General features: G+C 34.9%; 26 protein-coding genes. 11 read left to right on the top strand and 15 right to left on the bottom strand.

Annotated elements, in window-relative coordinates:
* Nucleotides 1-144: 144 nt before the first annotated feature.
* Entirely contained in the window at nucleotides 145-2,007 is a 1,863-nt protein-coding gene (locus tag EQG63_RS11760) for a DNA topoisomerase IV subunit B (RefSeq protein ID WP_129436573.1), read from the top strand.
* A gap of 56 nt (nucleotides 2,008-2,063) precedes the next feature.
* Nucleotides 2,064-4,802, top strand: coding sequence for a DNA gyrase/topoisomerase IV subunit A (locus EQG63_RS11755; RefSeq protein WP_129436572.1), 2,739 nt, complete (start codon nucleotides 2,064-2,066; stop codon nucleotides 4,800-4,802).
* A 35-nt stretch (nucleotides 4,803-4,837) separates the two neighbouring features.
* Here EQG63_RS11755 and EQG63_RS11750 read toward each other — a convergent pair whose 3' ends face one another.
* From EQG63_RS11750 to EQG63_RS11715, 8 genes are all read right to left on the bottom strand, one after another.
* Entirely contained in the window at nucleotides 4,838-5,698 is an 861-nt protein-coding gene (locus EQG63_RS11750) for a TerC family protein (protein ID WP_129436571.1), read from the bottom strand.
* A gap of 29 nt (nucleotides 5,699-5,727) precedes the next feature.
* Nucleotides 5,728-6,096, bottom strand: a complete 369-nt coding sequence (locus EQG63_RS11745) for a DNA topoisomerase IV (RefSeq protein ID WP_129436570.1) — start codon at nucleotides 6,094-6,096, stop codon at nucleotides 5,728-5,730.
* Nucleotides 6,089-8,128 (bottom strand): ATP-binding protein, encoded by a 2,040-nt coding sequence (locus tag EQG63_RS11740; protein WP_164974508.1) that lies wholly within the window; start codon nucleotides 8,126-8,128, stop codon nucleotides 6,089-6,091. Before EQG63_RS11740 ends, EQG63_RS11745 begins: the two co-directional genes overlap by 8 nt.
* A gap of 161 nt (nucleotides 8,129-8,289) precedes the next feature.
* Nucleotides 8,290-8,865 (bottom strand): DUF1572 family protein, encoded by a 576-nt coding sequence (locus tag EQG63_RS11735; RefSeq protein ID WP_129436568.1) that lies wholly within the window; start codon nucleotides 8,863-8,865, stop codon nucleotides 8,290-8,292.
* Nucleotides 8,855-9,079 carry a DUF6095 family protein gene (locus tag EQG63_RS11730; protein WP_129436567.1) on the bottom strand — a complete coding sequence of 75 codons (225 nt, stop codon included), beginning with the start codon at nucleotides 9,077-9,079 and terminating at the stop codon, nucleotides 8,855-8,857. Before EQG63_RS11730 ends, EQG63_RS11735 begins: the two co-directional genes overlap by 11 nt.
* Before the next feature lie 27 nt (nucleotides 9,080-9,106).
* Nucleotides 9,107-9,919 (bottom strand): N-acetylmuramic acid 6-phosphate etherase, encoded by an 813-nt coding sequence (murQ, locus tag EQG63_RS11725; protein WP_129436566.1) that lies wholly within the window; start codon nucleotides 9,917-9,919, stop codon nucleotides 9,107-9,109.
* Between the two features lie 171 nt (nucleotides 9,920-10,090).
* Entirely contained in the window at nucleotides 10,091-10,783 is a 693-nt protein-coding gene (locus EQG63_RS11720) for a ZIP family metal transporter (RefSeq protein WP_129436565.1), read from the bottom strand.
* A gap of 78 nt (nucleotides 10,784-10,861) precedes the next feature.
* Nucleotides 10,862-11,605 (bottom strand): SAM-dependent methyltransferase, encoded by a 744-nt coding sequence (locus tag EQG63_RS11715; protein ID WP_129436564.1) that lies wholly within the window; start codon nucleotides 11,603-11,605, stop codon nucleotides 10,862-10,864.
* Nucleotides 11,606-11,705: 100 nt separating this feature from the next.
* Here EQG63_RS11715 and EQG63_RS11710 point away from each other — a divergent pair, with 100 nt between their 5' ends.
* The 3 genes from EQG63_RS11710 to EQG63_RS11700 are packed head-to-tail and all read left to right on the top strand — an operon-like array spanning nucleotide 11,706 to nucleotide 13,616.
* On the top strand, nucleotides 11,706-12,872 hold the full coding sequence (locus EQG63_RS11710) for a THUMP domain-containing class I SAM-dependent RNA methyltransferase (RefSeq protein WP_129436563.1): 1,167 nt from the start codon (nucleotides 11,706-11,708) through the stop codon (nucleotides 12,870-12,872).
* Between the two features lie 3 nt (nucleotides 12,873-12,875).
* A complete protein-coding gene (locus EQG63_RS11705) occupies nucleotides 12,876-13,379 on the top strand; it encodes a GNAT family N-acetyltransferase (RefSeq protein ID WP_129436562.1) in 504 nt (167 codons plus the stop codon).
* A gap of 3 nt (nucleotides 13,380-13,382) precedes the next feature.
* Nucleotides 13,383-13,616 carry a hypothetical protein gene (locus tag EQG63_RS11700; protein ID WP_129436561.1) on the top strand — a complete coding sequence of 78 codons (234 nt, stop codon included), beginning with the start codon at nucleotides 13,383-13,385 and terminating at the stop codon, nucleotides 13,614-13,616.
* A gap of 43 nt (nucleotides 13,617-13,659) precedes the next feature.
* On the opposite strand, the gene EQG63_RS11695 is transcribed toward EQG63_RS11700, so the two are convergent.
* The 3 genes from EQG63_RS11695 to rlmD are packed head-to-tail and all read right to left on the bottom strand — an operon-like array spanning nucleotide 13,660 to nucleotide 16,298.
* Nucleotides 13,660-14,352 (bottom strand): DUF6048 family protein, encoded by a 693-nt coding sequence (locus EQG63_RS11695; RefSeq protein WP_394343570.1) that lies wholly within the window; start codon nucleotides 14,350-14,352, stop codon nucleotides 13,660-13,662.
* Entirely contained in the window at nucleotides 14,333-14,839 is a 507-nt protein-coding gene (locus EQG63_RS11690) for a DUF6452 family protein (RefSeq protein ID WP_129436559.1), read from the bottom strand. Before EQG63_RS11690 ends, EQG63_RS11695 begins: the two co-directional genes overlap by 20 nt.
* A gap of 46 nt (nucleotides 14,840-14,885) precedes the next feature.
* Nucleotides 14,886-16,298, bottom strand: a complete 1,413-nt coding sequence (gene rlmD, locus EQG63_RS11685) for a 23S rRNA (uracil(1939)-C(5))-methyltransferase RlmD (RefSeq protein ID WP_129436558.1) — start codon at nucleotides 16,296-16,298, stop codon at nucleotides 14,886-14,888.
* A 151-nt stretch (nucleotides 16,299-16,449) separates the two neighbouring features.
* On the opposite strand from rlmD, the gene EQG63_RS11680 reads away from it, so the two are divergent.
* Nucleotides 16,450-17,172, top strand: coding sequence for a hypothetical protein (locus tag EQG63_RS11680; protein WP_129436557.1), 723 nt, complete (start codon nucleotides 16,450-16,452; stop codon nucleotides 17,170-17,172).
* Nucleotides 17,173-17,282: 110 nt separating this feature from the next.
* On the opposite strand, the gene EQG63_RS11675 is transcribed toward EQG63_RS11680, so the two are convergent.
* Nucleotides 17,283-20,072, bottom strand: coding sequence for a CUB domain-containing protein (locus tag EQG63_RS11675; protein WP_129436556.1), 2,790 nt, complete (start codon nucleotides 20,070-20,072; stop codon nucleotides 17,283-17,285).
* Between the two features lie 132 nt (nucleotides 20,073-20,204).
* On the opposite strand from EQG63_RS11675, the gene EQG63_RS11670 reads away from it, so the two are divergent.
* The 3 genes from EQG63_RS11670 (at nucleotide 20,205) to rocD (ending at nucleotide 22,822) form a co-directional block, all read left to right on the top strand.
* Nucleotides 20,205-20,747, top strand: coding sequence for a DUF1697 domain-containing protein (locus tag EQG63_RS11670; RefSeq protein WP_129436555.1), 543 nt, complete (start codon nucleotides 20,205-20,207; stop codon nucleotides 20,745-20,747).
* A gap of 49 nt (nucleotides 20,748-20,796) precedes the next feature.
* Nucleotides 20,797-21,483 (top strand): DUF1003 domain-containing protein, encoded by a 687-nt coding sequence (locus EQG63_RS11665; protein WP_129436554.1) that lies wholly within the window; start codon nucleotides 20,797-20,799, stop codon nucleotides 21,481-21,483.
* A 94-nt stretch (nucleotides 21,484-21,577) separates the two neighbouring features.
* Complete coding sequence (rocD, locus tag EQG63_RS11660) at nucleotides 21,578-22,822, top strand: ornithine--oxo-acid transaminase (protein ID WP_129436553.1); 1,245 nt, start codon at nucleotides 21,578-21,580, stop codon at nucleotides 22,820-22,822.
* A 54-nt stretch (nucleotides 22,823-22,876) separates the two neighbouring features.
* On the opposite strand, the gene EQG63_RS11655 is transcribed toward rocD, so the two are convergent.
* Nucleotides 22,877-23,233, bottom strand: a complete 357-nt coding sequence (locus EQG63_RS11655) for a CCC motif membrane protein (protein ID WP_235827834.1) — start codon at nucleotides 23,231-23,233, stop codon at nucleotides 22,877-22,879.
* Between the two features lie 11 nt (nucleotides 23,234-23,244).
* Nucleotides 23,245-23,520, bottom strand: a complete 276-nt coding sequence (locus EQG63_RS11650; protein WP_129436552.1) for a DUF2752 domain-containing protein — start codon at nucleotides 23,518-23,520, stop codon at nucleotides 23,245-23,247.
* A gap of 96 nt (nucleotides 23,521-23,616) precedes the next feature.
* On the opposite strand from EQG63_RS11650, the gene EQG63_RS11645 reads away from it, so the two are divergent.
* Nucleotides 23,617-24,171 (top strand): Smr/MutS family protein, encoded by a 555-nt coding sequence (locus EQG63_RS11645; protein ID WP_129436551.1) that lies wholly within the window; start codon nucleotides 23,617-23,619, stop codon nucleotides 24,169-24,171.
* Nucleotides 24,172-24,174: 3 nt separating this feature from the next.
* Here EQG63_RS11645 and EQG63_RS11640 read toward each other — a convergent pair whose 3' ends face one another.
* Complete coding sequence (locus EQG63_RS11640; protein ID WP_235827833.1) at nucleotides 24,175-25,098, bottom strand: hypothetical protein; 924 nt, start codon at nucleotides 25,096-25,098, stop codon at nucleotides 24,175-24,177.
* Between the two features lie 80 nt (nucleotides 25,099-25,178).
* On the opposite strand from EQG63_RS11640, the gene gluP reads away from it, so the two are divergent.
* Entirely contained in the window at nucleotides 25,179-26,468 is a 1,290-nt protein-coding gene (gene gluP / locus EQG63_RS11635) for a glucose/galactose MFS transporter (protein ID WP_129436550.1), read from the top strand.
* Nucleotides 26,469-26,483: the final 15 nt, after the last annotated feature.

Genomic DNA, 26,483 nt, shown 5'->3' with positions numbered 1-26,483 from the left:
TACTTCTTTTTGCTTTCTGAGCTTATTTTTATAAGGGAATAAGTGTTAATAAATATGTTTAATACAATCTTGATAACTTTATATCGCAACTATTTTATTTCCTCATGATTTGCTTTATATTAGCACAAAATCGATTTTTTCAAAATGCAAGAGCAAGATCAATACACCGAAGACAATATCCGTTCACTTGATTGGAAAGAGCATATCCGTATGCGTCCCGGTATGTATATCGGAAAATTAGGGGATGGTTCATCGCCTGATGATGGAATTTATATTTTATTGAAAGAGGTTCTCGATAACTGTATCGACGAATTTGTAATGGGAGCTGGTAAAACCATTGAAGTGACCATGAAAGATAAAATGGTGACGGTTCGTGATTATGGTCGTGGAATTCCATTAGGAAAAGTTGTAGATGTAGTTTCCAAAATGAATACAGGAGGAAAGTACGATTCGAAAGCGTTTAAAAAATCGGTTGGATTAAATGGAGTAGGTACAAAAGCAGTGAATGCACTTTCGGCCTATTTTCGTGTAGAATCGGTTCGTGATAACCAACAAAAAGCAGCCGAATTTTCTGCCGGAAATTTGACTCTAGAAGAAGAGGTTCAAGAAACAACTAAACGCAAAGGAACTAAAGTATCCTTTGTGGCTGATGAAACCATTTTCAAACATTATAAATACCGTAACGAGTATATCATAAAAATGCTCAAAAATTATTGTTACCTAAATACTGGGTTGACAATAATTTACAATGGTGAAAAATTTTATTCCGATAATGGATTAAAAGATTTATTAGAAGAAACCATTTCGGAAGAAGACATGCAATATCCTATTATTCACTTAATTGGTGATGATATAGAAATTGCTATGACACACAGTAAAACACAATATTCCGAAGAATATTATTCCTTTGTAAATGGTCAAAACACCACACAAGGAGGGACACACTTGGGTGCCTTTCGTGAAGCCATTGTAAAAACGATTAAGGAGTTTTACAACAAACCTTTTGAAGCCTCTGATATTCGTAAATCGATTGTTTCAGCCATTTCTGTTAAAGTTGAAGAACCAGTTTTCGAATCGCAAACTAAAACCAAATTGGGTTCGACCGATATGGGTCCAAATTCGCCTTCGGTTCGAACGTTTGTCAATGATTTTATCAAAACCAAATTAGATAACTTTTTACATAAAAATCCTGAAGTGGCCGATTTGCTGCTTCGCAAAATTTTACAAGCAGAACGTGAACGTAAAGAACTATCTGGAATTCGAAAATTAGCGAAAGACCGAGCCAAAAAAGCCAGTCTGCACAATAAGAAACTACGTGATTGTCGTGTGCATTTAACCGATGCTAAAAATCCAAGAAGTTTAGAAAGTACCCTTTTTATCACAGAGGGAGATTCGGCATCTGGGTCAATTACCAAATCCCGTGACGTGAATACACAAGCGGTTTTTAGTTTACGTGGTAAGCCTTTGAACTCATACGGCATGTCGAAGAAAATTGTGTACGAGAACGAAGAATTCAATTTGCTACAAGCCGCGTTGAATATTGAAGAAAGCATGGAAGACTTGCGTTACAACAATATTGTAATTGCTACCGATGCCGATGTCGACGGTATGCACATTCGCTTGTTGTTAATTACGTTTTTCTTGCAGTTTTTTCCCGAGTTAATCAAAGAAGGACATTTGTATATTCTACAAACACCATTGTTCCGTGTGCGAAATAAGAAAGAAACCATTTATTGCTATAGTGATGACGAACGAAAGTTTGCTATTGACAAATTAAAGCCAAAACCAGAAATTACCCGATTCAAAGGATTGGGAGAAATTTCACCGGATGAATTTAAGCATTTCATTGGGCAAGACATTCGATTGGATCCTGTGATGCTTGACAAAGCGACTTCTATCGAAAAATTATTGGAATTCTATATGGGTAAAAATACGCCTGACAGACAAGAATTTATCATCAATAATTTGAAAGTAGAATTGGATACTGAGGCTGAATTGACGAATTGATTCAAAATAAAGAAAACAAATATTGAATACTGTTAACTGAAACTGTTAACTGAATTATGAGCGAAGAAAACGAAAATATCAACGAAGAAGAATTAAACCCTCAAGAGGAAGAGGCTGGGAATGATGAAACTGGTGATGAAACTGGTGAAGATATTCCATCGGTAGAAGCCAAACATTTTGAAGGGGAACATTTTTACGAGCAGGACGAAAATCCAGAGGATACCATTACCAAAGTTACCGGAATGTATAAAGATTGGTTTTTGGATTATGCGTCTTATGTTATCTTAGAACGTGCAGTTCCTGCTATTGAAGACGGTTTTAAACCAGTACAACGTCGTATCATGCACTCCATGAAAGAGTTGGATGATGGTCGTTATAATAAAGTAGCAAATGTGGTAGGTCACACCATGCAGTATCACCCACACGGAGATGCCAGTATTGGTGATGCTATGGTGCAAATTGGTCAGAAAGATTTATTGATTGATTGCCAAGGAAACTGGGGAAATATCCTAACAGGTGACGGTGCTGCTGCTTCTCGTTATATTGAGGCGCGTATCTCAAAATTCGGATTGGAAGTTTTATATTCTCCAAAAATTACCGAATGGGGATTATCTTACGATGGTCGTCGCCCTGAACCAATCAATCTTCCCGTAAAATTTCCGTTATTATTAGCGCAAGGAGGGGAAGGGATTGCCGTAGGTTTATCGACCAAAATTTTACCTCATAATTTTAATGAATTAATCGATTCTTCGATAAAAATATTAAAAGGGAAACCTTTTACCTTATTCCCTGATTTTCCCACTTCGGGTATTGCTGATGTTTCCAATTATAATGATGGATTGCGTGGCGGACGTGTGCGTGTGCGTGCTAAAATTTCGCAATTGGACAAACAAACGTTGGTGATTACTCAAATTCCGTTTTCGACCAATACCTCAACATTGATTGATAGTATTTTGAAGGCGAATGAAAAAGGGAAAATAAAAATCAAAAAAATTGAAGACAATACGGCTGCTGAGGTGGAGATTTTAATTCACCTTCCGCCTGGCGTATCACCCGATAAAACGATTGATGCATTATATGCGTTTACGGCTTGTGAAACATCCATTGCACCATTAGGTTGTGTGATTGAAGATAACAAACCATTGTTTATTGGTGTTTCCGATATGCTCAAAATTTCGACCAATAGAACTGTCGATTTATTGCGTCAAGAGCTAGAAATTCAATTACAAGAATTAGAAACGAAATGGCATTTCTCTACATTAGAAAAAATCTTCATTCGTGAGGAAATGTATATCGATTTCAAATTGTATTCGGATAAAGAATCGCTTTTTGCATACATGTACAAAGCTTTCGAACCATTCCGTAAATCGTTTGTTCGAGATATTGTTGATGAAGATTTGCAAAAATTAACGCAAATTCCAATGATTCGTATTACGCGTTTCGATTCGGATAAAGCCGATGATGCTATTGCAAAATTGGAAGAGGAAATGGAACAAGTAAAACATCATTTGGCAAACTTAATTGAATTTGCGATTGACTATTTTACGCGTTTGAAAGAAAAATACGGAAAAGGTCGTGAACGTCTAACCGAATTGCGTTCTTTCGATACTATTGAAGCAACGAAAGTAGTGTTGCGTAATACAAAATTATATGTCAATCGTGAAGAAGGTTTCATTGGAACCGGATTGAAGAAAGATGAGTATGTGGCCGATTGTTCGGATATAGATGATGTGATTGTTTTCCTTCGCGATGGAAAAATGGTCATCACCAAAGTCGACGAAAAGAAATTCATTGGAAAAGACATCATACACATTGCGGTTTTCGACAAAAACGACAAACGCACCATTTACAACATGATGTATCGTGATGGTAAAAATGGTTCGACATTTATCAAGCGATTTAATGTTTCGGGAGTGACCCGTGACAAAGAATACGATTTGACACAAGAAAAACCAGGTTCACAAGTGCTTTATTTTTCTGCCAATCCAAATGGAGAAGCCGAAACGGTTACCATTTTATTGCGTCAAGTGGGTAGCGTGAAGAAATTGAAATGGGATCAGGATTTTGCCGAGATTATGATTAAAGGTCGTGCTTCCAAAGGAAATACGGTGTCTAAATATCCGATTAAGAAAATCGAATTAAAAGAAAAAGGAATTTCAACCTTGCGTCCGCGTAAGGTATGGTTTGATGATACGGTGCAACGATTAAATGTCGATGGAAGAGGCGAGTTGTTAGGGGAATTCCGTCCGAATGACCGTTTGTTAATCATCAATCAGTCTGGAAAATTAAAAACCATTATTCCGGAATTGACCACGCATTTTGACGAAGATATGATTGTGTTGGAAAAATGGCATCCTAAAAAGCCGATTTCCTGTATTTATTTTGATGGCGAAAAAGAACGTTATTTTGTCAAACGTTTCTTGATTGAAAATGAAAACAAAGAAGAAATTTTTATTACCGAACACGAAAAGTCACAGCTGGAAATTGTTTCTACCGATTGGCGTCCGGTTGCCGAAATTGTTTTTGCTAAGAATAAAGGCGTTCAAAAGGAAAATCAAACGATTGACCTAGAACAATTCATTACCATAAAAGGAATTAAAGCGATAGGAAATCAATTGACTACAGATAAACTGAAACAAGTCAATTTATTGGAATCGCTTCCGTTTGAAGAACCGATAGAAGTCATTCCTGAAGAAATTGAAGTCAACGAATCGACCGATGAAGAAGGAACCGATTTAAAAGATTATAATATCAGTTTGGATGATGATGGTCAAATCACGTTAAGTTTAGAATAAAAAAAATCCCGCCAAAGCGGGATTTTTTATGGAATCTAATTCGTAATATCCGTATCTTCTAGACTTTTATCAATAATTTTATTGTTGTGAAGTTTGACAGGATTTTTCGATTTTTTCATTCTCAAATTCAAGAACTCAACAAACAAGGAGAAGAATATTGAGAAGTACAAATAGCCTTTCGGAATACTGTTGACTTCCGTTCCTCCAAAGAAAGCCATGTGTGCTAAATGGCCACCTTCTGCCAATAACATTACACCAATTAAGATAAGGAATGATAACCCTAAAATTTGAATGGTTGGATGTTCATTTACAAACTTACTTACTGGACCTGCGAAAATCATCATAATAATGATAGAAATGATAATTGATAAAATCATAATTACTAAAGCTCCTTCGTAGCCAAATCCACCTTCAGCAGGTGATTTCATACTAATTAAACCGACAGCAGTTAAAATACTATCGAAGGAGAATACTAAATTTAAGGCAGCGATTTGAATGACAGCAGACGACAAAGTATTACTTGCTTTTCCAGCTTCTGAATCTTCTGAACCTTCTAACTTGTGGTGAATTTCGGTAACGGATTTGTATAAAAGGAATAAACCTCCACCAAAAATAATCAAACTTTGTCCGGTTATACCCGCTTTAAAGAAGCCCCAATCGATATGAAATAATACATTTTGAAGACTTAATACCCAAGTAATTCCGAATAATAAAATAATACGAAAAACCATGGCTAAAATAAGTCCAATTCTTCTTGCTTTTGGTTGCTCACTTTGGGGTAATTTACCAGAAACTATTGATAAGAAAACGATGTTATCGATTCCTAAAATGATTTCTAAAAAGGTTAATGTTAATAAGGCAATCCACGCATCGGGATTAAAAAGTAATTCGGTCATAATTTGTTTTGTTTATCTTTTATACGTTGTTAATTGATTTTTGTTACAGTTCCTTTTTGTTTTTTTGAGTCGCCTACAAAAGAATATTCGAACTGGTATTTGTTCTTGTTGGTTGTCAATATTTTAATGGAAATGGCTTTTTTTTCTTGCCTATTTTTAGGATGTAATTTTTGCAAGATATATTCACAATCATTAATCCAACGAACACTAGCCGTATCTGTTTTTCCGTTGAATGTTTCTATTTGTAAAGAGTCGTTTCGTTCGAAAACCGAAGTCATTTTCTTTCCGTCGATTTCTTGTGTAAATTCAAAATTTCCAGTTTTAAAGTCGTTGCAATTTCTTTCAACTTGATAACAGGAAACCATTATAAAGCAAAGTAGGAGTACTATTTTATTCATTAGTAGACGAGTTCATATTTAAGTAGTTATTAATCATTGTGTTTAATTTTGTTCTGTTAAGTGGTTTCGAAATGTAATCTGTAAAACCTGCTTTTTCAATTTTTATTTTATCTTCTTCCGAGGAATAGGCGGTTTGCGCTATAATTGGAATTTTAGGATAAATCGGGCGTATTTGTAAAATGGCTTCGAATCCTGATAAAATAGGCATTTTTATATCCATCAAAATTAAATTTATTTCTGGATTATTTTTACAAATTGTTACGGCTTCTAGCCCATCTTTGGCTCTAATGATAGTATAATTGAAATCGGCAATTATTTTTTGGAATAATAAGAAATTAATATTGTCATCTTCTGCAATTAAAATAGTATGTTTAGCATCATTTAAGGCCTTTATTTCTTTGGCTTTTCTTGTTTTTTTAGGAACATTTAATTCATAGAGTAATGGTATAGTAAAATAAAATCGGGAGCCTTCGCCAATTTTTGATTCAAGAGTAATAGTGCCCTCAAGTAATTCTATATAAGCTTTTGAAATGGACAAACCCAATCCGAGACCGCCTACTTTTATAGATAAATCACTTTCAATTCGTCTAAAACGTTCAAAAATTTTATCTAAATTTTCTTCATTAATTCCGATTCCAGTATCGTTTACATAAAATTGAATAGTTTGCAAGGCTTCGTTTACATTATAGCCAAGTGTTACTGTTCCTTTCTCAGTAAATTTGATGGCATTGGTCACTAAATTGGTGATGATTTGTTTTAATTTAGTTTCATCGGTGATGATATCATGAAGTGGTTTTTGCTCACTTGGAATAAGTTGAAGTTCAATTTTCTTGTCCGGATCGATTGTGACTTTAATGCTTTCAAATACTTCTTTTACAGAAGCCTCTAGATCAATAGCAGTATAATTGGGAGCTATTAAATTCGATTCGATTTTTGACATTTCAATCAAATCATCGATGATGTTGATAAGATTTTGTCCACTTTTATTGATGACGTTTAGATACTCTTTTTTTTCTTCTGTGTTTGTTTTCGTATTCAATAATAATTCTGAAAAACCATTAATTGCATTAATTGGCGTTCTAATTTCGTGGGATAAATTCGCCAAAAAGGCCGATTTTAATTTATCACTTTTTTCCGCATCCAACTTTGCATTGATAAGCCTGGATTTCTGATTATTGTTGTCTTCAAACAAGTCACCAATATGTCCAAATTCGCCACTAATTTTTTGTAATTCACGTATTTTGCTATTATTTCCTGACTCCAATATGTTGGTAATTAATTGTAAAGGTGTATAGAACCACTTTCTAGAAAAGTAAAAGAATACGAGAAGATTTATGATAAATGCCACAATAATAATTTGTAGAATAATTTTGGAAGTGGTAAAATCTTTGTGGTATTTTTTATTAAAATAAAAGTTTCCTATAAAATTTCCTTTCCAATCAGTTAATTCTTTTGAAAACGAAACGTTTTTTGAATCGGATTGAACTTTACCAAAAGTAATACTACAATTTTGAGCACTACTTATGTGCTGCATTTTTTTAAAATAAACATCATCTAGGCATAATGCCATAAAAAAGTAACCAGCCGGTTTTTGTATTTTTTTTGGATCATTTGAAGGGTGTATGGTTGCACCGTAGACTTTGTAAACTCGATTTCCATTTTTTATGAAAAAGGTCAAATATTTTTTTTGGTAGAGTAATGAAAAGAAATCCTTTGGTATGATATCCGGATTATAATTGTTACTTGTATTGGCATCGATTAAATTACCCTTTAAGTCATAAACGGAAACCAGGTCTAATTTGTAGACATCAATTGCTGTTCCAACATAAAAATCAAACCATTTTTTGTCTTTTTCATGTGTGTATTTTACAAAATCATCCCAAAAAGACATGTCGTTGACTTGATTTTCATAGGATTGCCAATTCGATTTTAGTAATGACTCAATTTCTTTTTGAAAGTCGGAAGTAGTGATTTGAAAATCTTTCTTTTCTTGCCAGATGGTATAGATGTACAACGTGAAAAAAAGAATCAAAAAGAAACAACTAGAAATAGAGATTAATAGTATTGATTTTTTGTAAGTTGACAAATTCATACTTCTAGTCTTTCACTCGTAGGTGTTGATAGAAGTTAAATATACAACTTTTAAGAATATGATTATTAAAAAAAACAAGTTGAATCAATAAGAAATATTTCCTATTGTAATTTTCTCAATTCATCATCTGTAAAGTGTTTCAAGCTTTTGTCTTTTGAGAATTTATCGGCGTTGTAGTCGTTGGATTTATTTTTAGGGATAGAAAGGCTAGTCCACTCTGATTTTTTGAGCATTTTGGCATAAAATACAATTTGCCCAATATGATAGGGATAATGTGCCAATTGTCGATTGATGGCATCCATTGCCGTTTGTCCTTCGTTACGAATGTAAATAATTTGTGAAAGCTGTTCGGGTTGTAATTCGTTAATAGCGGTAAAAAAACAATTCCATCCTTTTTCCCAGAGTTGCAGTAATTCGGGTTTTGAAGTGATTTCATTTTTAAATTCCCCATCGCGATTACGCCATTCCTTTTCTCCATCAGAAATTAAAAAATCTGTCCAACGTGAAAGCATATTTCCTGCCATATGTTTTATAATAACCGCAATGCTATTAGTGTCTTCGTTAGCACTGAAAAACAATTGTTCTTCTTCCAGTTGTTCCATGGCTTTTTCAGCAACGGTTTTGTAATAGAGCATTTGCTTTTTTACACTTTCCAGGTAAATGAGATTAGTTTCCATCAAATAAGCTTTTCATAATAGTTTGAATACCTTTAAAGATAAGAAAAATTGCTAATAAACACATGATAATTCCCAACCCTAAAATAGGAATATAAAAAGGATGCTCCTGATTTTTAAACGAACTAAAAATTACAGAAGGTCCAATAAACATAAGTGGTAAAGCGAATAAAAGGTATTTGATTCCTTTAGATAATATTTCTTTATTGGTTGACATTTGATCTTATGATTTTTTACTTATAACTTATCCCTTAAAACTCTCCACCGCTTTTCGAACACTACCGTTTTCTTTTAGTAATTTTTCGGCTTCTTCATAACTTACTGGAATTTCACCCATAATCATACGAACGCCACGGTCAATTAGTTTAACATTGCTCAATTGCATGTCGACCATTTTGTTGCCTTTTACGCGTCCCAATTGAATCATCGCTGCGGTTGAAATCATGTTTAGTACCAATTTTTGTGCGGTACCTGCTTTCATGCGACTGCTTCCGGTGACGAATTCCGGACCTACCACTACTTCTATAGGAAGTTGAGCGGTTTGCGCTAGCGGACTTCCTTGATTACAAGTAATACATCCTGTGGTAATGTTGTTCTCGTTACATTTTTCTAAGCCACCAATAACATAAGGCGTAGTCCCAGAAGCTGCAATTCCAATGACCACATCGTTTTCATTGATATTCCATTCTTGTAAGTCTTTCCAGGCTTGATTTTTATCGTCTTCGGCAAACTCTACCGCTTTGCGAATGGCAACGTCTCCACCAGCAATAATTCCGATAACCAAATCGAAAGGTACACCAAAAGTGGGCGGACATTCGGAAGCATCTACAATGCCCAATCGGCCCGAAGTTCCTGCTCCAATATAAAACAGGCGACCGCCTTTTTTCATCTGTGTGACTACTTTGGTAACAACGGTTTCAATTTGTGGCAAGGCTTTTTCTATCGCTAAAGGAACCGTTTTGTCTTCATTGTTGATGTTGGTCAACAAATCGTGAACCGACATTTGTTCTAAATGCTCGTATTTGGAAGATTGCTCAGTAGTTTTGGTGAAAGTCATTTGTTTAAAGTTGTAAAGTGACAAAGGTTCAAATTTACAAAGTTTTTGGTTTGCGTGAAGGATAGTAGTGAAAATCCTGTTATTGTGTAAAAGAAAAATCCAGTGATTGCTTCGTACCTCGCGATGACAGATTGTAGCGAATAGCCTGACCCGAAGGGACACGCCCAAAATTTACATAAAATACGCCAACACAATACCTAATACAATAGCACTCAATTTAGCCAAATTGAACTTATGACCTTCGCTGCTTTCAAAAATGATAGTGGAGGAAATATGAAATAAAATTCCGATGACAAAAGCCGTGATTTCTTTTTGGTATTCAATTAAACCCGATACATCTTGTGCGATAAAAGTGCCCAGCGGTGTCATTACCGCAAAAACCAACATAAAAACAAAAGTGGATAACTTATTTAAATGCGATTGCATTAAAAATGTGGTTAAAATAATGGCAATAGGGAAGTGGTGTACCGAAATTCCCCAAGCCAAATGATGGTGCTGACTTACCGGCATTCCTTCTAATAAGGCGTGCAAACACAAACTCAAAAACAAAGCCCAGGGAATGTGATTCATTTTATCGTGACCATGTACATGTCCGTGCTCGGCACCTTGTGAGAAATATTCCAACACAATCTGGAATACAATTCCAATCATGATGAAAATTCCTATATTGTTATGGGTGTGGTATTCGTAACTTGAAGAAATGGTTGTATAAATTTCTGGTAATAAATGCGAAACCGTAAGCGCCAACAAAAAAGCACCACTAAAAGCCAAAAGTAATTTTAAGTTTTTCTTGTTTTTGGGTTCCAGTATATTAGCAATTCCGTAGCCCAATACAACCGATAAAAAAGGAATTATATATATCATTTGTGTTGATTTATTGATTTGTTAATTTGTTAATTTGATTTTTTTCGAATAAACGAATAACCAAATAAACGAATCAAACTACTTGAAAATCATTATCAATCGTTCCGAATCGTTTTTGAAGAATTTTCGCAATTTGTAATCGCCAAAAGTATCCAACAAATAAATATCGGCTTTTTCCATCATCGTTTCAAAATCTTGAAGGGTTAAAGCACGCACTTTTTCGGTAAAATGAAATTTTTGATTATGGTCTTCAAAATCAATTTCTTTGTAAATATGTCCGTCTTTTACATAACGTTTGATATGGAAATCGATATCGTCAACCGTTTTCACTTCTTCTGCGACTAAATTATCGATGACATAATTTGCATTCATAAAATCAATAACTGCAAATCCATATTCCGTCAGACTTTCTTTAATTGCTACAAGCGTTTTGAAATTGTCTTCTTCGTTTTCAAAATAGCCAAAACTGGTAAAGAGGTTAAAAACGGCATCATACTTTTCTTCCGTTTGCAGGCGCATGTCGTGTACCTTAAAATGAAGGGTGTCGGTGCTTGATTTTGAAGCTTCAGCAATGCTGTTTTCAGATAAATCGACACCTGTTACTTCATATCCTAGTTGGTTCAAATAAATCGCATGACGGCCTTTGCCACAAGCCAAATCAAGGATTTTAGCTTCTTCGGGTAAATTTAAATACTGCGTTAAGTTATCCATGAATTGTTCGGCTTCGGTTTCATCACGATTTTTATATAAAATATGATAATACTTTGAATCGAACCACGTTTCGAACCAGTTTTCGGTAGTATGCGGAAGGTTTTCTGACATTTATGTACGGTTAAAGTGCAAATTTAATGTATTTTTGCCGATGCAATTCAATCGAATGTATTTTTTGTATGGATATTGCCATTGAATCTTGATATCAAAAATGGAAAACTTTAAAATGATTGCCAAAACGCTGTTTGGCTTCGAAGAAATATTAGCAAAAGAACTACAACAATTAGGCGCTCAGGAGGTTCAATTGGGCACCCGAATGGTAAGTTTTGTGGGTGATAAAGGATTTATGTACAAAGCTAATTTGGCCTTACGTACTGCCTTAAAAATTCTAAAACCTATTTATCATTTTAGAGCGACTAACGAAACGAATTTATACAAAGGTATTCAAGGAATCGATTGGTCAAAATACATGAACTCGAATCAGACGTTTGTCATCGATACCACGGTACATTCCGAAAATTTTAAGCACACCCAATTTGTGGCACAAAAGTGTAAAGATGCGATTGTGGATCAATTTAAAGATAAATACGGTCAACGTCCGAGTGTGGATAAAGACTATCCAGATGTAAGAATCAATATTCATATCGATCGCGATCAATGTTCGGTTTCGTTAGATTCTTCTGGAGCTTCTTTGCATCAAAGAGGTTATAAAACGGCTACGAATATTGCGCCAATTAACGAAGTGTTAGCAGCAGGAATGTTGTTGTTGTCGGGTTGGGATGGTAGCTCTGATTTTTTAGATCCGATGTGTGGTTCAGGAACCATTTTGGCAGAAGCCGCTATGATTGCGTGTAACATTCCAGCGAATATTAATCGTAAGGAATTTGCTTTTGAAAAATGGAGCGATTGGGACAACGATTTGTTTGATCAAATTGTGAATTCGTTGATGAAAAAAACCAAAGAATTTCATTATACTATTACAGGCTATGACAAAGCACCAAGTGCAGTCATGAAAGCCAAAGACAACATTAGAAACGCCAACCTTGACGATTATATAAAAATTTCAGAACGCAACTTTTTTGAAACGGAAAAGGAAAATAAAGGTCCGTTGCATATGGTGTTTAATCCGCCGTATGGAGAGCGTTTGGATATTCATTTAGAGCGTTTTTACAGAGAAATTGGTGACACTTTAAAGCAAAGTTATCCCAATACCAATGCTTGGTTTATCACGGCAAATTTAGACGCGTTGAAGTTTGTAGGATTAAAACCATCTCGAAAAATAAAATTATTCAATGGAAAGTTAGAAACTCGATTTGCGAAATATGAAATGTATGAAGGAAGCAAGCGAGAGAAGTTTCAAAATAAAGAGAATAATTAGGATATGATTTCTTCAGAAAGATTAAGCCTGATTCCACTAACAGCAAGTCAGCTTCAAAAGTACGTTTTAAATGACGGTTCATTAGAAGTAGAATTGCAATTGGAACCAACCAATAGAATTATTTCTGATGATTTGAAAGAGGCATTGTCTACTACGATTATACCTAACGTAGCCAACGAAAATGCAAATTATTTATTTTCAACACTTTGGTCGGTTGTTTCAAATGCTGAAAGTAAAATTGTAGGTGATTTATGTTTTTTTGGTGCTCCAAAAGAAAACGGAGAAATCGAAATTGGTTATGGAACTTATGAGGATTTTAGAGGAAACGGTTATATGAAAGACGCTGTAGCTTTACTAATTAATTGGGCAAAAAGCCAGTCGAAAATACTTACTATTATTGCATCTACCGATAAAAGTAATATTGCTTCCTATTCAATTCTTGAAAAAAATGACTTTATCAAAGTATCCGAAAATGATACGTTATATAATTGGAAATTAACACTATAAAACATGAGTAAAAAAGTAAAAGCATTCCTTTATAATTTATTAGGTTTTGCAGCAATATTCATTCCGGTTCGAATTTTGCTTTCGACCTACACTAATTTAGAAGGTTTATTAATTCCGCTAACTGCATTTGTAGTAGGAACATTAGCGGCACCAAAATTTCAAACGGTGCAAACCAATGAAGGCGAAAAACTATTTATGAAATGGTTGTTTTCTAAAGGTGTGAAAGAAATAAAATAACATCATATAAAAAATCCCAATTAGAACTAATTGGGATTTTTTATTATTTCTTCTTCTTATATAGCGGAATAAAATAGGTAATGGTATAATTCCAACCGGCACCAAATTTTCCATCGTAGGTGCGATTAAAACCAGGAATATAAAGATTGTCAAATTCACTTGGTTTTTTCTGAGAAATCAAATAATTCATTCTCACACTCAGACCTGCATAGACATTATTGAATAATTTGGCTTTCATTCCAGCGACTACTTCGGCCCATTGTGCTGATAATCCGTCAAATTTTTTACCCGATACCACCGAATTTCCAGTGCTGAAGTAACCCGAAGTATCATATATTTTATAGGTGTTTAACTCCTGACTAAACGAGCTTACGCCGTAACGAAGTCCGACATGAATCATGTTTTCCATGTCCAACCAATTTTCGTAAAAATTAGTATCAAAACCTGCTTTAAAATAAGTTCCTTTGGTGGTGAAATTCAAACGGTCGTCATCGGTAGTTTTGTTTTCATTACCCAATTCGCCAGCGATATACATTTTTTTGGTCAAACGATAATCGGCCACCAATTCTAGTCCTTTGTAATTTTTATCATACAGTGTTCTTGCAAGTTTGGAGATATCGGCACCAATTCGAAGTCCGTATCGTTGTGTTTTTTTAGTCGTATCTTTTGGTTGTTCTTGAGCATAATTGACCAAAGAAACCAATACTAAAAGAATACTAAAAGAATATTTTAACATGTGTTTCATTTTCGTTTTCGATGGTAAATTTCTGAATCTTAATTTCTTTAATCCAATTGTTAGAGTCTGTTGTCAGCGGCATTCCGTTCGGATTTGTATTCAAATTATAAAGCGTTTTAAAACCACAAGCTCTTGAGATATAGATGTCTTTTCTAGTGTAATTGATGGTGATTTTGTCTTCATTCTGCAAGGTAATGTCCGCATTTTTAGAGTTTAAAACCAAATTGTATTTCACTAGATCAGCATCAGTTTTCAAGGGCAGTTCTATTTTGCTAACAGCATTATATTCTAATGATGAAGTCATACCTTCAGCGGTAACTTTTAAATCGGTTACATTTTTTGTATTCGTCGGATTGTCATTGTCATAAAATTCGATGATGAGTTTTGGAGTGGTTGGGGTACCGTCTTCACAAATATCATCTTTTTCGCAATTCCAAATCGAAAGAGCGAAGAGCAATGTGAATAATCCGAATAGTATTTTTTTCATATTTTTTATATCAAAATTTGTTGCCTGAGGTTCTCGAAGGAAACATTTATTTCTTCTCTAAAAGTACCACATTTTCTACGTGATGCGTTTGTGGGAACATATCCACTGGTCGCACACGAGTGACTTTATACATTTCATCTAGTAAAGCCAAATCACGGGCTTGTGTTGCCGAATTACAACTCACATATACCACTTTTTCGGGAGCAATACTTAGAATTTGTTTCACCACATCAGCATGCATTCCGTCACGCGGTGGGTCGGTAATAATTACATCTGGATGACCGTGTGTTTTGATGAATTCGTCATTGAATATATTTTTCATGTCACCAACAAAAAACTCGCAATTGGTTATATTATTGCGTGTTGCATTTACTTTTGCTTCAGAAATGGCTTCTGGAACCGCTTCCACACCAATTACTTTTTTGGCTTTTTTGGAAACAAACTGAGCAATTGTTCCTGTTCCGGTATACAAATCATACACCAACTCATTTCCAGTTAATCCAGCAAAATCTCTAGTAATGGCATATAATTCGTAGGCTTGTTCCGAATTGGTTTGGTAAAAGGATTTCGCATTGATGCTAAACTGCAAACCTTCCATTTCTTCCAAGATGTAATCACGGCCTTTGAATAAAATGATATCTTGGTCATATAACGTATCATTTGCCTTTTGGTTGATTACGTATAACAATGACGTAATTTCAGGGAAACGCTCTGCCAAGAAATTCATCATCAATTCTATTTCTTTTTTATTATTGTCGAAGAACTGAATCAAAACCATTAATTCACCTGTTGAAGCGGTACGAATCATCAAGGTACGCAACAATCCGCTGTGTTCTCTCGGATTGAAAAAAGCTAATCCGTTTTCGTTTGCAAACGCTCTAATTTCGTTACGAATGGCGTTGGAAGGATCTTGTTGTAAATGACACTTTTCGATATCAAGAATTTTGTCCCACATTTTTGGAATGTGAAAACCAACGGCATTTTTATTGTCGAATTCTTTTTCTGAATTAATTTCTTCTAGTGTCATCCATCGCGAAGAAGAGAATCCGAATTCCATTTTATTACGGTAGAAAAATTGCTTCTCTGAACCTAAAATAGGCTCAAATTCAGGTAATTCAACTTTTCCAATTCGTTTTAAATTATTGTAAACTTCTTGGTTTTTATAAAACAATTGCTGGCTGTATTTCATGTTTTGCCATTTGCAACCGCCACATACGCCAAAATGCTCGCAAACCGGCTCTGTACGGTGTTCTGAAAAACTATGAAATTTTACAGCTTTTCCCTCAAAATAGGATTTTCTTTTTTTGAAAGTTTGTACATCTACCACGTCGCCCGGAACGACATTTGGTATAAAAATAACTTGACCTTCTGGAGCTTTTGCTACACTTACGCCTTTTGCACCTGCATCAAGGACTTTTACGTTTTCGAATACGATTTTGTCTGTTTTTTTTCTTCCCATGGGGCAAAGATAGTAAATGATGTTAGAAGTACGAAGTTAGAAATGTGAAGTAAACCGGAATTGTATTGACTCGTTAATTAATTCTCAATTAACAAAACTTTTATAATTCTTCCTTTTTAGTTCTTTTATTTTAGAGTAAAATTAAATTCTTATGAAGCGTTTTAATAGCACTTTTTTATATTTTGTGTTTTTTTATAGCTCGGTTTTTTCACAGGAAAAGGAAATCAGTGGAGTGGTTAAATTTAATGGAACGAGAATAGCTGATGTTGAAGTAGTAAGTGTGAATGCAAAGCAAATTGTTAAATCTAATGCAGAAGGAGAGTTTTTGATTTTGGCAAAAATGAAAGAAACACTTATTTTTTATTCCAAGCGATTTTTGGTTAAAAAGGTGATTGTGAACGATGAGATTTTTAATCAAGGTAAGATAATTGTAACATTAGAAGAAAAACCAATTGAATTGAATGAAATAGAAGTTAAAAGAACTCCAGAAAATAAAATTGATGTGAGTTATGAGGCTTTGAAAGCTTCAAAAATTGAAAAAGATGTCTTACGACCAAATGTAGTTGGGGTTTATACTGGGGAAATTGTGAATGGGATGGATTTTATCGAGATTGGGAAAAAAATTTTCAAATTGTTCCGTAAAAAGGAAAATGATGGAGAGAATAAAGTGGAGAAAACAAATTTTAGACAATATGTGAAAAATAACTTTTCAGATGATTTTTTCAGTAAAGATTTACATTTAAAAACAGAAGAAATCCCTCTTTTTATTGACTTTTGTGCTTTGGATGTATATTCATCGGAAGTAATTTATAAAAATGGCATTTTAGATGTCATAGAGTTTTTGTTGACCAAAAGAAAAGAGTTTAAAAATTAATGTGTGCAAAAGGCCTGTTTCTACTGTAAATTTGGAAGATGGAAATAAAAAAACTGCAATAAATTAATTGCAGTTTTTTTAATTTAATTGGTTTGAATGTTTAATTCAGCTTAATGAATTATTTTGACTGTTTTACTTCTTCCTGATTCGGTTTTGACTAGAACGAGTAAAATGTTTTTTTGGGAAACCAATGTAGTTTTGAAGTTCTTCGTGTTTACATTATCATTTCCATACCATTTTCGACCTAAAATATCAAAAACACGAACCGATGCAATGATTTCAGAATCAGAATCAATATGAATAAAATTGTCCTTAGAATACACATTTATATTGGCTAAATTTTCAAAGTCAGTGGTTGTTAAAGTGCTACTTGTGGCTTGAATAGCATAATTGTACAATGTTTCATTACAATCATCATTGTCGATAGTAACTGTAGCATTTTTTATTCCAGAGATGCCAGCGTTAAACAAAATGCTAAAGGATAGGTCTTCTCCAGCTGTAACTATAGCGGGTAAAGTAATTCCTGAAAGCGTAAAACGGGAGGCATCAGTACCTGAAATACTGATATTTTTGATGGATAAGGCAGTCGGACCTGTATTTTGAATTTTATAGGTTTTCGAAGTATTCACACTTACGGTGCCAAAATCGGTGTTATTGGTAGTGCTTGGTGTCATACTGTTGTACAGAATGTTAGTACTGTTTCCTGTCACATTGATTTCTTTGGCATCACAACAAGTCCAATTGGCACTCCAACCCGCTTTTGTCGTCGAATTATCAGAAGTAAATCGGAAGGTTAGACTTCCTCCTGATGCATTTATAACCGGAGGCAATGTTGTCCCAGAATAGGTTCCTAATAAAGTGGAAGCAGTTGTTGGACCATCATAAATTCTAAGAAAATCAAAACCGGCTTCGGTAATGAAACTATCGAAAGTTACTTTTATCGAGGTCGCTCCTGTAGGGGCAATGGTAAAGGTGTAGTTTTCGTTGTTGCGATAGCCTCCAATTTCTTCACCCGTATCGGTAAATCGACCCGTACAAGTAGTAGTGGTTATGTTGGAAGCGCTACTTGTTTTAATAAATTCTTTACCAATCCACGCTGAACTATTTAATTCGTTGCAAATCGCACGCACTTGCCACAAATAGCGTCCATCGGAAGCCAATCCAGTAGCATCGAATTGCGAAATAGTAGTCGTGAAAGTATCCCATGTGGCATTTAAGGCATGTTTGTAACGTATTTCGTAAGAAGTAGCTGTCGCAACATCTGCCCAATCGAAACGTACTGTATTATGAGTCAGATTGCTTTCCGCTAGCGCAGAAGGTTCTTCACAAAGTGGTGCAGTGGTATTACACGACCAATTGGCGGTCCAACCCGAAGCTACGGTGGCACAATCGGTTCTAAATTCCAATAATAATTTTCCGCTCGTTCCTACAATAGTGGGAGGAAGTGTTGTACCGTTTAACGTTGCAATTAACGGGTCATTGTAACTTTCGCCATCATACACATATAAATAATCGTAATTGGTTTCTAAGTTTAAACTGCTAAAATTCAAGGAAACAGTACCTGCTCCCGTTGGTTTTATCAAATAGAAGATGCGTTCGTCACTACCATAATTGGCAGCCGAACCCCCGCTATCATAAAAAGTACCAGAACAAGTAGTATAGGTATTTACAGTAGCAGCTGCATACGGATTTAACAAATCGTAGTACTTATTCCAATCCCAAAACGGTCCCGGATCTACGTGTGTTTGAGCCGGAAAATGTTGGTGGCCTTTGATTTTAAAACAACCATCACTAATTGGATTTGTGCCAGAATCTCCGTTTTTATCGTAGGTTCTTTTAAGGTTAATGCCACGTCGGGTTGCCATGTCTTCAGTGAGTTTTGCCGAAACGACATACATGTTATTGGTATACCAGGAAGCATCTTCTATATAGCCTTCATGTTCGATGCCAATGGCATATGGATTAGAATTACTCACATGCCAGGCTTTATCAATTTCGCAAACCGATTGTGTAATTTGACCATCGGAAGCACGAATGTTATAATGTGCTGAAACATTGGCTGACGGATTTTGAAACCACGAAATCGCACCGGCATACGTACCTTGCATCGTGTGAATCGTGGCGTGGGTGATGGCAGTACCACTTCGAGAACTGTAATTTCCAGGATCGGCCGGAGCAGCTAATACAGTATAGGGAAATCCTGCCGATACATCACTACAAGGTGGTGCCATTAATTTATTTTGCTGATATGTTTTTCCGTCTTCGGTTTCAATTTTATCGTTTGTGATTTTTATGGATTTCGATTGTAAAATGCTTAAATTTTTACCAAAAGCTTTTCCAAAATTGATATTATAATTTGGAATTTTATGAATCGCTTGAAACTGTGGTTGGTTCATGTTCATCAGCACCGAATAAAAAAAGGAATCCAAGAAATAAGAGTTTTTATCGGGTAGCTCACTCAGCTGATTTAAAATCACGCGTTGGTTTTCAATCGATTTATCGTCAACTCGTTGTAGTAAATTGTGATAGGCTTTTGCATACGCTAAAATGTTGGCTCGAGGTACATCTTTTATCTCTTTTTCAGAAAAACCAGATAAAGTACTAACCAATTTTAAATTGTTTCTAAAGTAATTTTTGCCATCTTCAATTAAACCCATGACGCCAAAAACATTTGGTAAACCAATACAACTTTGATGGTCAGGATTTGGTGCAATATGTTTTAAATGGGTATTGGTGTAAGCGACTGATTCTAAGATACCTCGTGGAATTTCGGGATACATTCGATAGGCTTCTTCAAAATAAGGATTGAAATCAGCATTGGTTTTGATTTCCCAATTTTGAGCGTTTGTTGTTTTGGCGGACAGAAATAGTAGTGCGAATAGCAGTAATGTTTTTTTCATAATAAAAGGCTTATAACTTGTTTTAGTTCAGCAATATATCAATTTAAAATAAAAAAACAAAAAGTGTTTATAAGTTCTCTTTGAATGGAGTTAAAATAAAAAATAGCTGTAGTTTTGCGTAAAATTTTGAAGATGGTTACACATTTGGTTTTACTGCGAGGCATTAACGTTTCAGGGCACAATATGATAAAAATGGAAGCGTTAAAGCAACTATTAGAAAATATGGGGTTCCAAAATGTACAAACCTATATTCAATCGGGAAATGTTTTTGTAGATGCCGAAGAAGAGCATGGTGCGACCGTTGGATTTAAAATCAAACAAGAAATTTTTAAAGAAATGGGATTGGAAGTGCCTACTGTGGTGATTTCGAAATCCGATTTGGAAGCTTGTTTTGCCAATAATCCATTTTTAAAAGAAAAAGAATTGGATACGAAGAAATTATATGTCGCTTTTATATCCAAAGAATTGAATTCAAGCCATTTGAATGACTTAAAAATGAGTCAGTTCAAACCCGATGAAGTGCATATTGATAGTAGTCGAATTTACATTAAATATGCTGTTGGGGCTGGAAAAACACGTTTTGATCAAAAGTACATTGAGAAAAAACTAAATGTAACGGCAACCATACGAAATTGGAATACCGTTACTGCTTTATTAAATATGTACAATATATAACGACAAGGAATGTATTATTAAGTATATTAGTGAAGTTAATTTTTTCAATATGTTTAAAAGTGCCATTTCAGGGATTGAATTTCAAGAAAGTGAAAAAGTCTTGGGAAAAACCATTCGGATTCCTGTGTTAAATTTGATTAGAGAAGACTATCCGAACTTCAAACTTCAGGATTTTATCGCCGACAGCGAACTCAATATCTATCGCGAAAAATATATTTCGAAGTATTTGGCTACTGAAGTAGGGCAACTTTCTGATTTACATAAAAAAATCATTCACTCTATTAATGATGATAAGTCATTTGTAAACAAAGTAGAAGATGAGGTGGATGTTCGAAACTACGGACAAATTATCGCTGATAAAGTGGCGGCTTTTGGTGGAAGTTGGACTTTTATTATTGCCTTCTTTGCTTTCATTTTAATTTGGATTAGTTTAAATGTTTTCATCTTGGTGAACAATGGGTTTGATCCGTATCCCTTTATTTTATTGAACCTGTTGTTGTCATGTTTAGCGGCATTACAAGCGCCTGTTATTATGATGAGTCAAAATCGTCAGGAAGAAAAAGATCGAGAAAGAGCTAAAAAAGATTACATGATTAATCTGAAAGCAGAAGTTGAAATTCGAATGCTCGATGAAAAGATAGATCATCTCATTATGAATCAGCAACAAGAATTAATTGAAATTCAAAAAGTACAGATTGAGATGATGAATGACATTTTACAGCGGATTAAAAAATAATTCTCAAAATTAGTACTATTTTTGTGCTGAAAAAGGTTGATTTCTCACCTTGAAGTAGGAATTGCGATTTTACCAATCAATAAAAATTATTAGTATGGCAGTTTTAGAAAAATTAAGTTCAGCAGAAGCCATTGCATTAGAAGACAAGCACGGAGCTCACAATTACCATCCACTACCAGTAGTGTTGAATAGAGGTGAAGGCGTTTATGTTTGGGATGTAGAAGGAAAAAAATATTACGATTTTTTGTCGGCGTATTCGGCAGTGAATCAAGGACATTGTCATCCAAAAATTGTAGGAGCAATGATCGAGCAAGCGCAAACTTTAACGCTTACTTCTCGTGCTTTTTACAATGATAAATTAGGAGTGTATGAACAGTTTATAACCAACTATTTTGGTTTTGATAAAGTATTACCAATGAATACAGGTGCCGAAGCTGTTGAAACGGCTTTGAAACTATGTAGAAAATGGGCGTACGAGAAAAAAGGAATCAACGAAAACGAAGCACAAATAATCGTTTGCGAAAATAACTTCCATGGAAGAACAACTACTATCATTTCGTTTTCTAACGATGAAAATGCACGTAAAAACTTCGGACCATATACAGCCGGATTTATCAAAATTGCGTACGATGATTTAGACACTTTAGAAAAAGCGATTACTTCTTCTCCAAATATTGCTGGATTCTTAGTAGAGCCTATTCAAGGGGAAGCTGGAGTGTATGTACCTTCAGAAGGGTATTTAGCCAAAGCCAAAGCATTATGTGAAAAACACAATGTATTGTTTATTGCTGATGAAGTTCAAACGGGTATTGCGCGTACTGGAAAATTATTGGCGGTTCACCATGAGAATGTACAACCGGATATTTTGATTTTAGGGAAAGCGATTTCGGGTGGAGCATATCCTGTTTCGGCAGTATTGGCGAATGACGCTATTATGAATGTAATTAAACCAGGACAACACGGTTCTACTTTTGGAGGAAACCCTGTGGCTGCTGCTGTTGCAATTGCCGCTTTAAACGTGGTAACCGATGAGAAATTAGCCGAAAATGCAGAGCGTTTGGGGCAAATCTTCCGTGCCGAATTGGATAAATTTATTCAGACTTCTTCGGTAGCAACGTTAGTTCGTGGAAAAGGATTGTTAAACGCAGTAGTGATTAATGATACCGAAGAAAGTGATACCGCTTGGAATATTTGTATGCGTTTGGCCGAAAACGGATTATTAGCCAAACCAACTCACGGAAATATTATTCGTTTTGCACCACCATTAGTGATGAACGAAGAGCAATTGTTGGAATGTGTTGCTATAATTATTTCGACTTTAAAAGAATTTGAAAAATAAAAAATAAAAACCCGTTCTGATTCAGAACGGGTTTTTTATTGATATAGAAAATTATTATCTAAATAATTCTCTCATTTTTGCTTCTACCACTTCAGGATTTTGCATGTTTTCCCATCCGATGACACCAATCATCCAAATCATAAAAATCAAGTAGATAACTCCTAAAACAATTCCAATAATACTCAAGACTTTTCCTATTTGGATATTGTTGTAATCTTTGTAGATACTCGGGTTTTCCTGATACAAAGCTGTGTCTTTTTTGGCCAAAAATAATCCAACACCGCCTAGAATAATACTTATAATTCCATAGCAACAGCAGGTGATTATCGAAGCAATTCCTAAAATAATGACTAAAGTACCGTTAGGTAATTTTTGTGTGGGCATGTTTGAATTTGAGCGGATTTCTTCCATAAATTAGCGATTTAGTTTAGATGTTTATAAAAATAAGAACCAACCATTATAATGGCATTGACGATAGCAAAAAAAATAAGGAAGTTCTTGTAGTTTCTGGATTTATCAATAAAATGAAGTCCTACAAAACCAAAAAACAAAAGGGTAGTATAAATGGCAGGAAACATTTGAAATGCACCCACAAAATCACCTTTTGCGAGCAAAAGTAAAGCGCGTTGCGTACCACAGCCAAAACAATCGACTCCGAAAAGTGTTTTGTTCATACACGGAATCATGTAGTCTTCCATTTCGTTTTTTAAGTTTGAACCCAATATTACAAAAAAGATAGAATATAAAAGGGGAGTGAACTAAAGTTTTTTATTTTTGCTAAAATGTTCAAATGTATGTTTGCCAAAGGAGATAAAGTTTCGGTTCTGGATGATAATTTAGATGGAATTGTGTTGAAAGTTAATCAGCAGCAAATTACCATTGAAACCAACGACGGATTCGAATTGACTTTCCATGAAAAAGAACTGATTTTAATTGAATCTTCGGGCGATTTGATGCATAATTTTTCCAATACAAATTTCTCTTCGGTGAAAAAAGAAAAGGAGATTCCCAAAGCCAGAAGTTTCGTCAAAGAAAAGAAGTCGAAAAAAGAAGAATTTGTCTTGGAAATTGATTTGCACATCGAAAAATTGGTGCCCAACAAACGCGGCATGTCCAACTATGATATTCTGACTTTACAAACCGAAACCGTGAAACGTCAAATTGATTTTGCGCTTCGCAATAGAATTCCTAGAATTGTTTTTATTCACGGGGTTGGAGAAGGTGTTCTTAAAGCCGAACTCGATTTCTTATTAGGACGTTACGATAACCTTACGTTTCAAGATGCCAACTATCAAAAATATGGAGTAGGCGCTACCGAAGTGTATTTTATTCAGAAGAAAACGCTATAAAATCTAATTCGTAATCCATTCCCCGAAAGTATAATCAGCACCAGGAGCTGGGCTATAAGTTTGCACCCCTTTTGTGAAAGTCGTATTGTATAGCTTGATCACGTGTTTGTAAGTCGTTGGGGACTCTTGTGTGGTTTCCACTTTGATAATTCCACTAGTCGCAGCGACACCGTTTTCAGCTATCCACTCTTCCGTTAATGATGGACTTGTAGGCGGTATGGCCGTGCAAAAGAAATTGTTGTTCAAGCTTCCACTATAGACTCTGTAGGTAACTTTATTTGTCGCGCTAATTAAGGCAGTTTTCGTGCCAATAGTATGATCAAACAACGCAGTATCTACATCCAATAAAAGCGCATTGTTATTCTTGTATTTAAAAATTAAATTGTTGCCCGAACAGGTTTGAGTAGCTTCAAGTTCGTAATCAAAAGCCAAATCAATCACTTCCGTTCTGTAATTTCCAAATTCATAATTAGCATACACCACTTGTTTGGTTGGTGCGATAAATGTGATGTTTTTGAACGTTATTTTATGGTTATAAGCAATTACTTCCGTCGGGTTTGTAGTATCAAATATCTTGGTTGAAATCACTTCTAAGCTTCCACCTGTTACAAACCATTCTTCAACCACAGGAAGTGTTGGAGTACCACATATATTTTCGCTAGATGTAGTAGTACCATATTTTTTATAGACAATTGAAGTCGAACCGGAAACAGGAATCGTTTGTGTTCCTTCTACATTAGGGAATGTGGCTTCTGGAGTAGCTAAAATTAAGGCTTCATTATCACTTATTTTGTACAAAACAGATGAAGAAGAACATTTTTGTACCGTTGCAGTCGCAAAGTTGAATGTTTCTTCAATGATATTTCCATCATCGCAACCTGTTAGAACTAAAAAACTTACCAAAAGTGAAAGGAAGTACTTCATCATTATTAATTTTAGACAAAAATACTATTTTTAAATTTTAATACAAGTTATTATTATATTTGGACTAAACTAACTGAAAAAACATGAATCAAAATCAAACCACAAAGCCATTAATCATTATTGTTGCTTTGTTTTTTATCTTCGGATTTGTAACCTGGGCCAACGGAACGTTAATTCCATTTTTTAAATTATCCTTTGGTTTATCTAACACACAAGCCTTTTTTGTAACCTTCGCCTCTTATATTGCGTATTTCTTTTTAGCCTTACCTTCCTCATGGATTTTAAAACAATTGGGTTTTAAAAACGGAATTATCGTTGGATTATTTATACTAGGATTGGGTTCGTTAGTGTTTATTCCTGCGGCGCAATCCAAATCGTTTCCCTTGTTTTTAGCAGGTATCTTTATTCAAGGAGCTGCTTTGGCTTTGTTGCAAACGGCTGCGAATCCGTATTTAAGTATCATCGGACCAATAGAAAGTGCTGCCAAACGTATTAGTATTGCCGGAATTTTCAACAAGTTTGCCGGAATGATTGTACCTGTAATTATGGGTTCCTTATTCTTGAAAAATGCTGCCGAAATCGAACAAAAAATAGCCACTGCAACCGGAATTGAAAAAGAAACGATTTTGAACGATGTCTTATCGAGAGTTAATACGCCTTATATTGTGTTGGCGATTATATTTTCGGTTTTTGCCATAATTATAAAATATACAGACTTACCCGAAGTAGAAGTGGAAGAAGATGTTGTAGATGAAAATAGTGGTGAAGCCATTAAGCATACTTCTATTTTTCAGTTCCCACATTTGTTTTTAGGTGCCTTTTGTATTTTCGTTTATGTAGCAGCCGAAGTAATGGCAGGTGATATTATTAGTGTCTATGGAAAAGCCTTAGGTATCGCTCCAGATACCGCGAAGTATTTAACATCGGTGACTTTATTCAGTATGTTAATTGGCTATGTAATTGGAATTTTTACCATTCCGAAATACATGTCACAGCAAAAAGCCTTGCGCATTTGTGCTATTTTAGGGATTGTGTTTTGCACCTTGGCCTTTTTAACCGTGAGTTCTCAATATTCGGTTTTATTTATTGCCTTATTAGGATTGTCTAATTCCTTAATGTGGCCAGCCATTTTTCCACTTGGAATCAATCATTTAGGAAAATTTACCAAAACAGGTTCGGCTATTATGATTATGGGTATTGCCGGTGGTGCTATTTGGCCGTTACTGTATGGTTATTTGAGCGATTTGCCGGAACAAGGTGGATTAGGAATTCCTTTCCATACGGCGTTTTATATTGCTATCTTGCCTTGTTATTTATTCATTTTATATTTTGCGATTAAAGGACATAAAGTCGGAATTCAACATAAGTTTTAAGCAATTAAGTTTCTT

Origin of the sequence: Flavobacterium amnicola, assembly GCF_004122165.1 — a bacterium.
Lineage (GTDB): Bacteria > Bacteroidota > Bacteroidia > Flavobacteriales > Flavobacteriaceae > Flavobacterium > Flavobacterium amnicola.
This window is presented reverse-complemented; position numbering and strand designations above follow the sequence as displayed.

Bases quoted from the DNA above. Each gene is read 5' to 3' on its own strand.
- EQG63_RS11760 (WP_129436573.1), top strand. From the start codon at position 145: ATGCAAGAGCAAGATCAATACACCGAAGACAATATCCGTTCACTTGAT.
- EQG63_RS11755 (WP_129436572.1), top strand. From the start codon at position 2,064: ATGAGCGAAGAAAACGAAAATATCAACGAAGAAGAATTAAACCCTCAA.
- EQG63_RS11750 (WP_129436571.1), bottom strand. From the start codon at position 5,698: ATGACCGAATTACTTTTTAATCCCGATGCGTGGATTGCCTTATTAACA.
- EQG63_RS11745 (WP_129436570.1), bottom strand. From the start codon at position 6,096: ATGAATAAAATAGTACTCCTACTTTGCTTTATAATGGTTTCCTGTTAT.
- EQG63_RS11735 (WP_129436568.1), bottom strand. From the start codon at position 8,865: ATGGAAACTAATCTCATTTACCTGGAAAGTGTAAAAAAGCAAATGCTC.
- EQG63_RS11730 (WP_129436567.1), bottom strand. From the start codon at position 9,079: ATGTCAACCAATAAAGAAATATTATCTAAAGGAATCAAATACCTTTTA.
- murQ (WP_129436566.1), bottom strand. From the start codon at position 9,919: ATGACTTTCACCAAAACTACTGAGCAATCTTCCAAATACGAGCATTTA.
- EQG63_RS11720 (WP_129436565.1), bottom strand. From the start codon at position 10,783: ATGATATATATAATTCCTTTTTTATCGGTTGTATTGGGCTACGGAATT.
- EQG63_RS11715 (WP_129436564.1), bottom strand. From the start codon at position 11,605: ATGTCAGAAAACCTTCCGCATACTACCGAAAACTGGTTCGAAACGTGG.
- EQG63_RS11710 (WP_129436563.1), top strand. From the start codon at position 11,706: ATGGAAAACTTTAAAATGATTGCCAAAACGCTGTTTGGCTTCGAAGAA.
- EQG63_RS11705 (WP_129436562.1), top strand. From the start codon at position 12,876: ATGATTTCTTCAGAAAGATTAAGCCTGATTCCACTAACAGCAAGTCAG.
- EQG63_RS11700 (WP_129436561.1), top strand. From the start codon at position 13,383: ATGAGTAAAAAAGTAAAAGCATTCCTTTATAATTTATTAGGTTTTGCA.
- EQG63_RS11695 (WP_394343570.1), bottom strand. From the start codon at position 14,352: ATGTTAAAATATTCTTTTAGTATTCTTTTAGTATTGGTTTCTTTGGTC.
- EQG63_RS11690 (WP_129436559.1), bottom strand. From the start codon at position 14,839: ATGAAAAAAATACTATTCGGATTATTCACATTGCTCTTCGCTCTTTCG.
- rlmD (WP_129436558.1), bottom strand. From the start codon at position 16,298: ATGGGAAGAAAAAAAACAGACAAAATCGTATTCGAAAACGTAAAAGTC.
- EQG63_RS11680 (WP_129436557.1), top strand. From the start codon at position 16,450: ATGAAGCGTTTTAATAGCACTTTTTTATATTTTGTGTTTTTTTATAGC.
- EQG63_RS11675 (WP_129436556.1), bottom strand. From the start codon at position 20,072: ATGAAAAAAACATTACTGCTATTCGCACTACTATTTCTGTCCGCCAAA.
- EQG63_RS11670 (WP_129436555.1), top strand. From the start codon at position 20,205: ATGGTTACACATTTGGTTTTACTGCGAGGCATTAACGTTTCAGGGCAC.
- EQG63_RS11665 (WP_129436554.1), top strand. From the start codon at position 20,797: ATGTTTAAAAGTGCCATTTCAGGGATTGAATTTCAAGAAAGTGAAAAA.
- rocD (WP_129436553.1), top strand. From the start codon at position 21,578: ATGGCAGTTTTAGAAAAATTAAGTTCAGCAGAAGCCATTGCATTAGAA.
- EQG63_RS11655 (WP_235827834.1), bottom strand. From the start codon at position 23,233: ATGGAAGAAATCCGCTCAAATTCAAACATGCCCACACAAAAATTACCT.
- EQG63_RS11650 (WP_129436552.1), bottom strand. From the start codon at position 23,520: ATGGAAGACTACATGATTCCGTGTATGAACAAAACACTTTTCGGAGTC.
- EQG63_RS11645 (WP_129436551.1), top strand. From the start codon at position 23,617: ATGTTTGCCAAAGGAGATAAAGTTTCGGTTCTGGATGATAATTTAGAT.
- EQG63_RS11640 (WP_235827833.1), bottom strand. From the start codon at position 25,098: ATGATGAAGTACTTCCTTTCACTTTTGGTAAGTTTTTTAGTTCTAACA.
- gluP (WP_129436550.1), top strand. From the start codon at position 25,179: ATGAATCAAAATCAAACCACAAAGCCATTAATCATTATTGTTGCTTTG.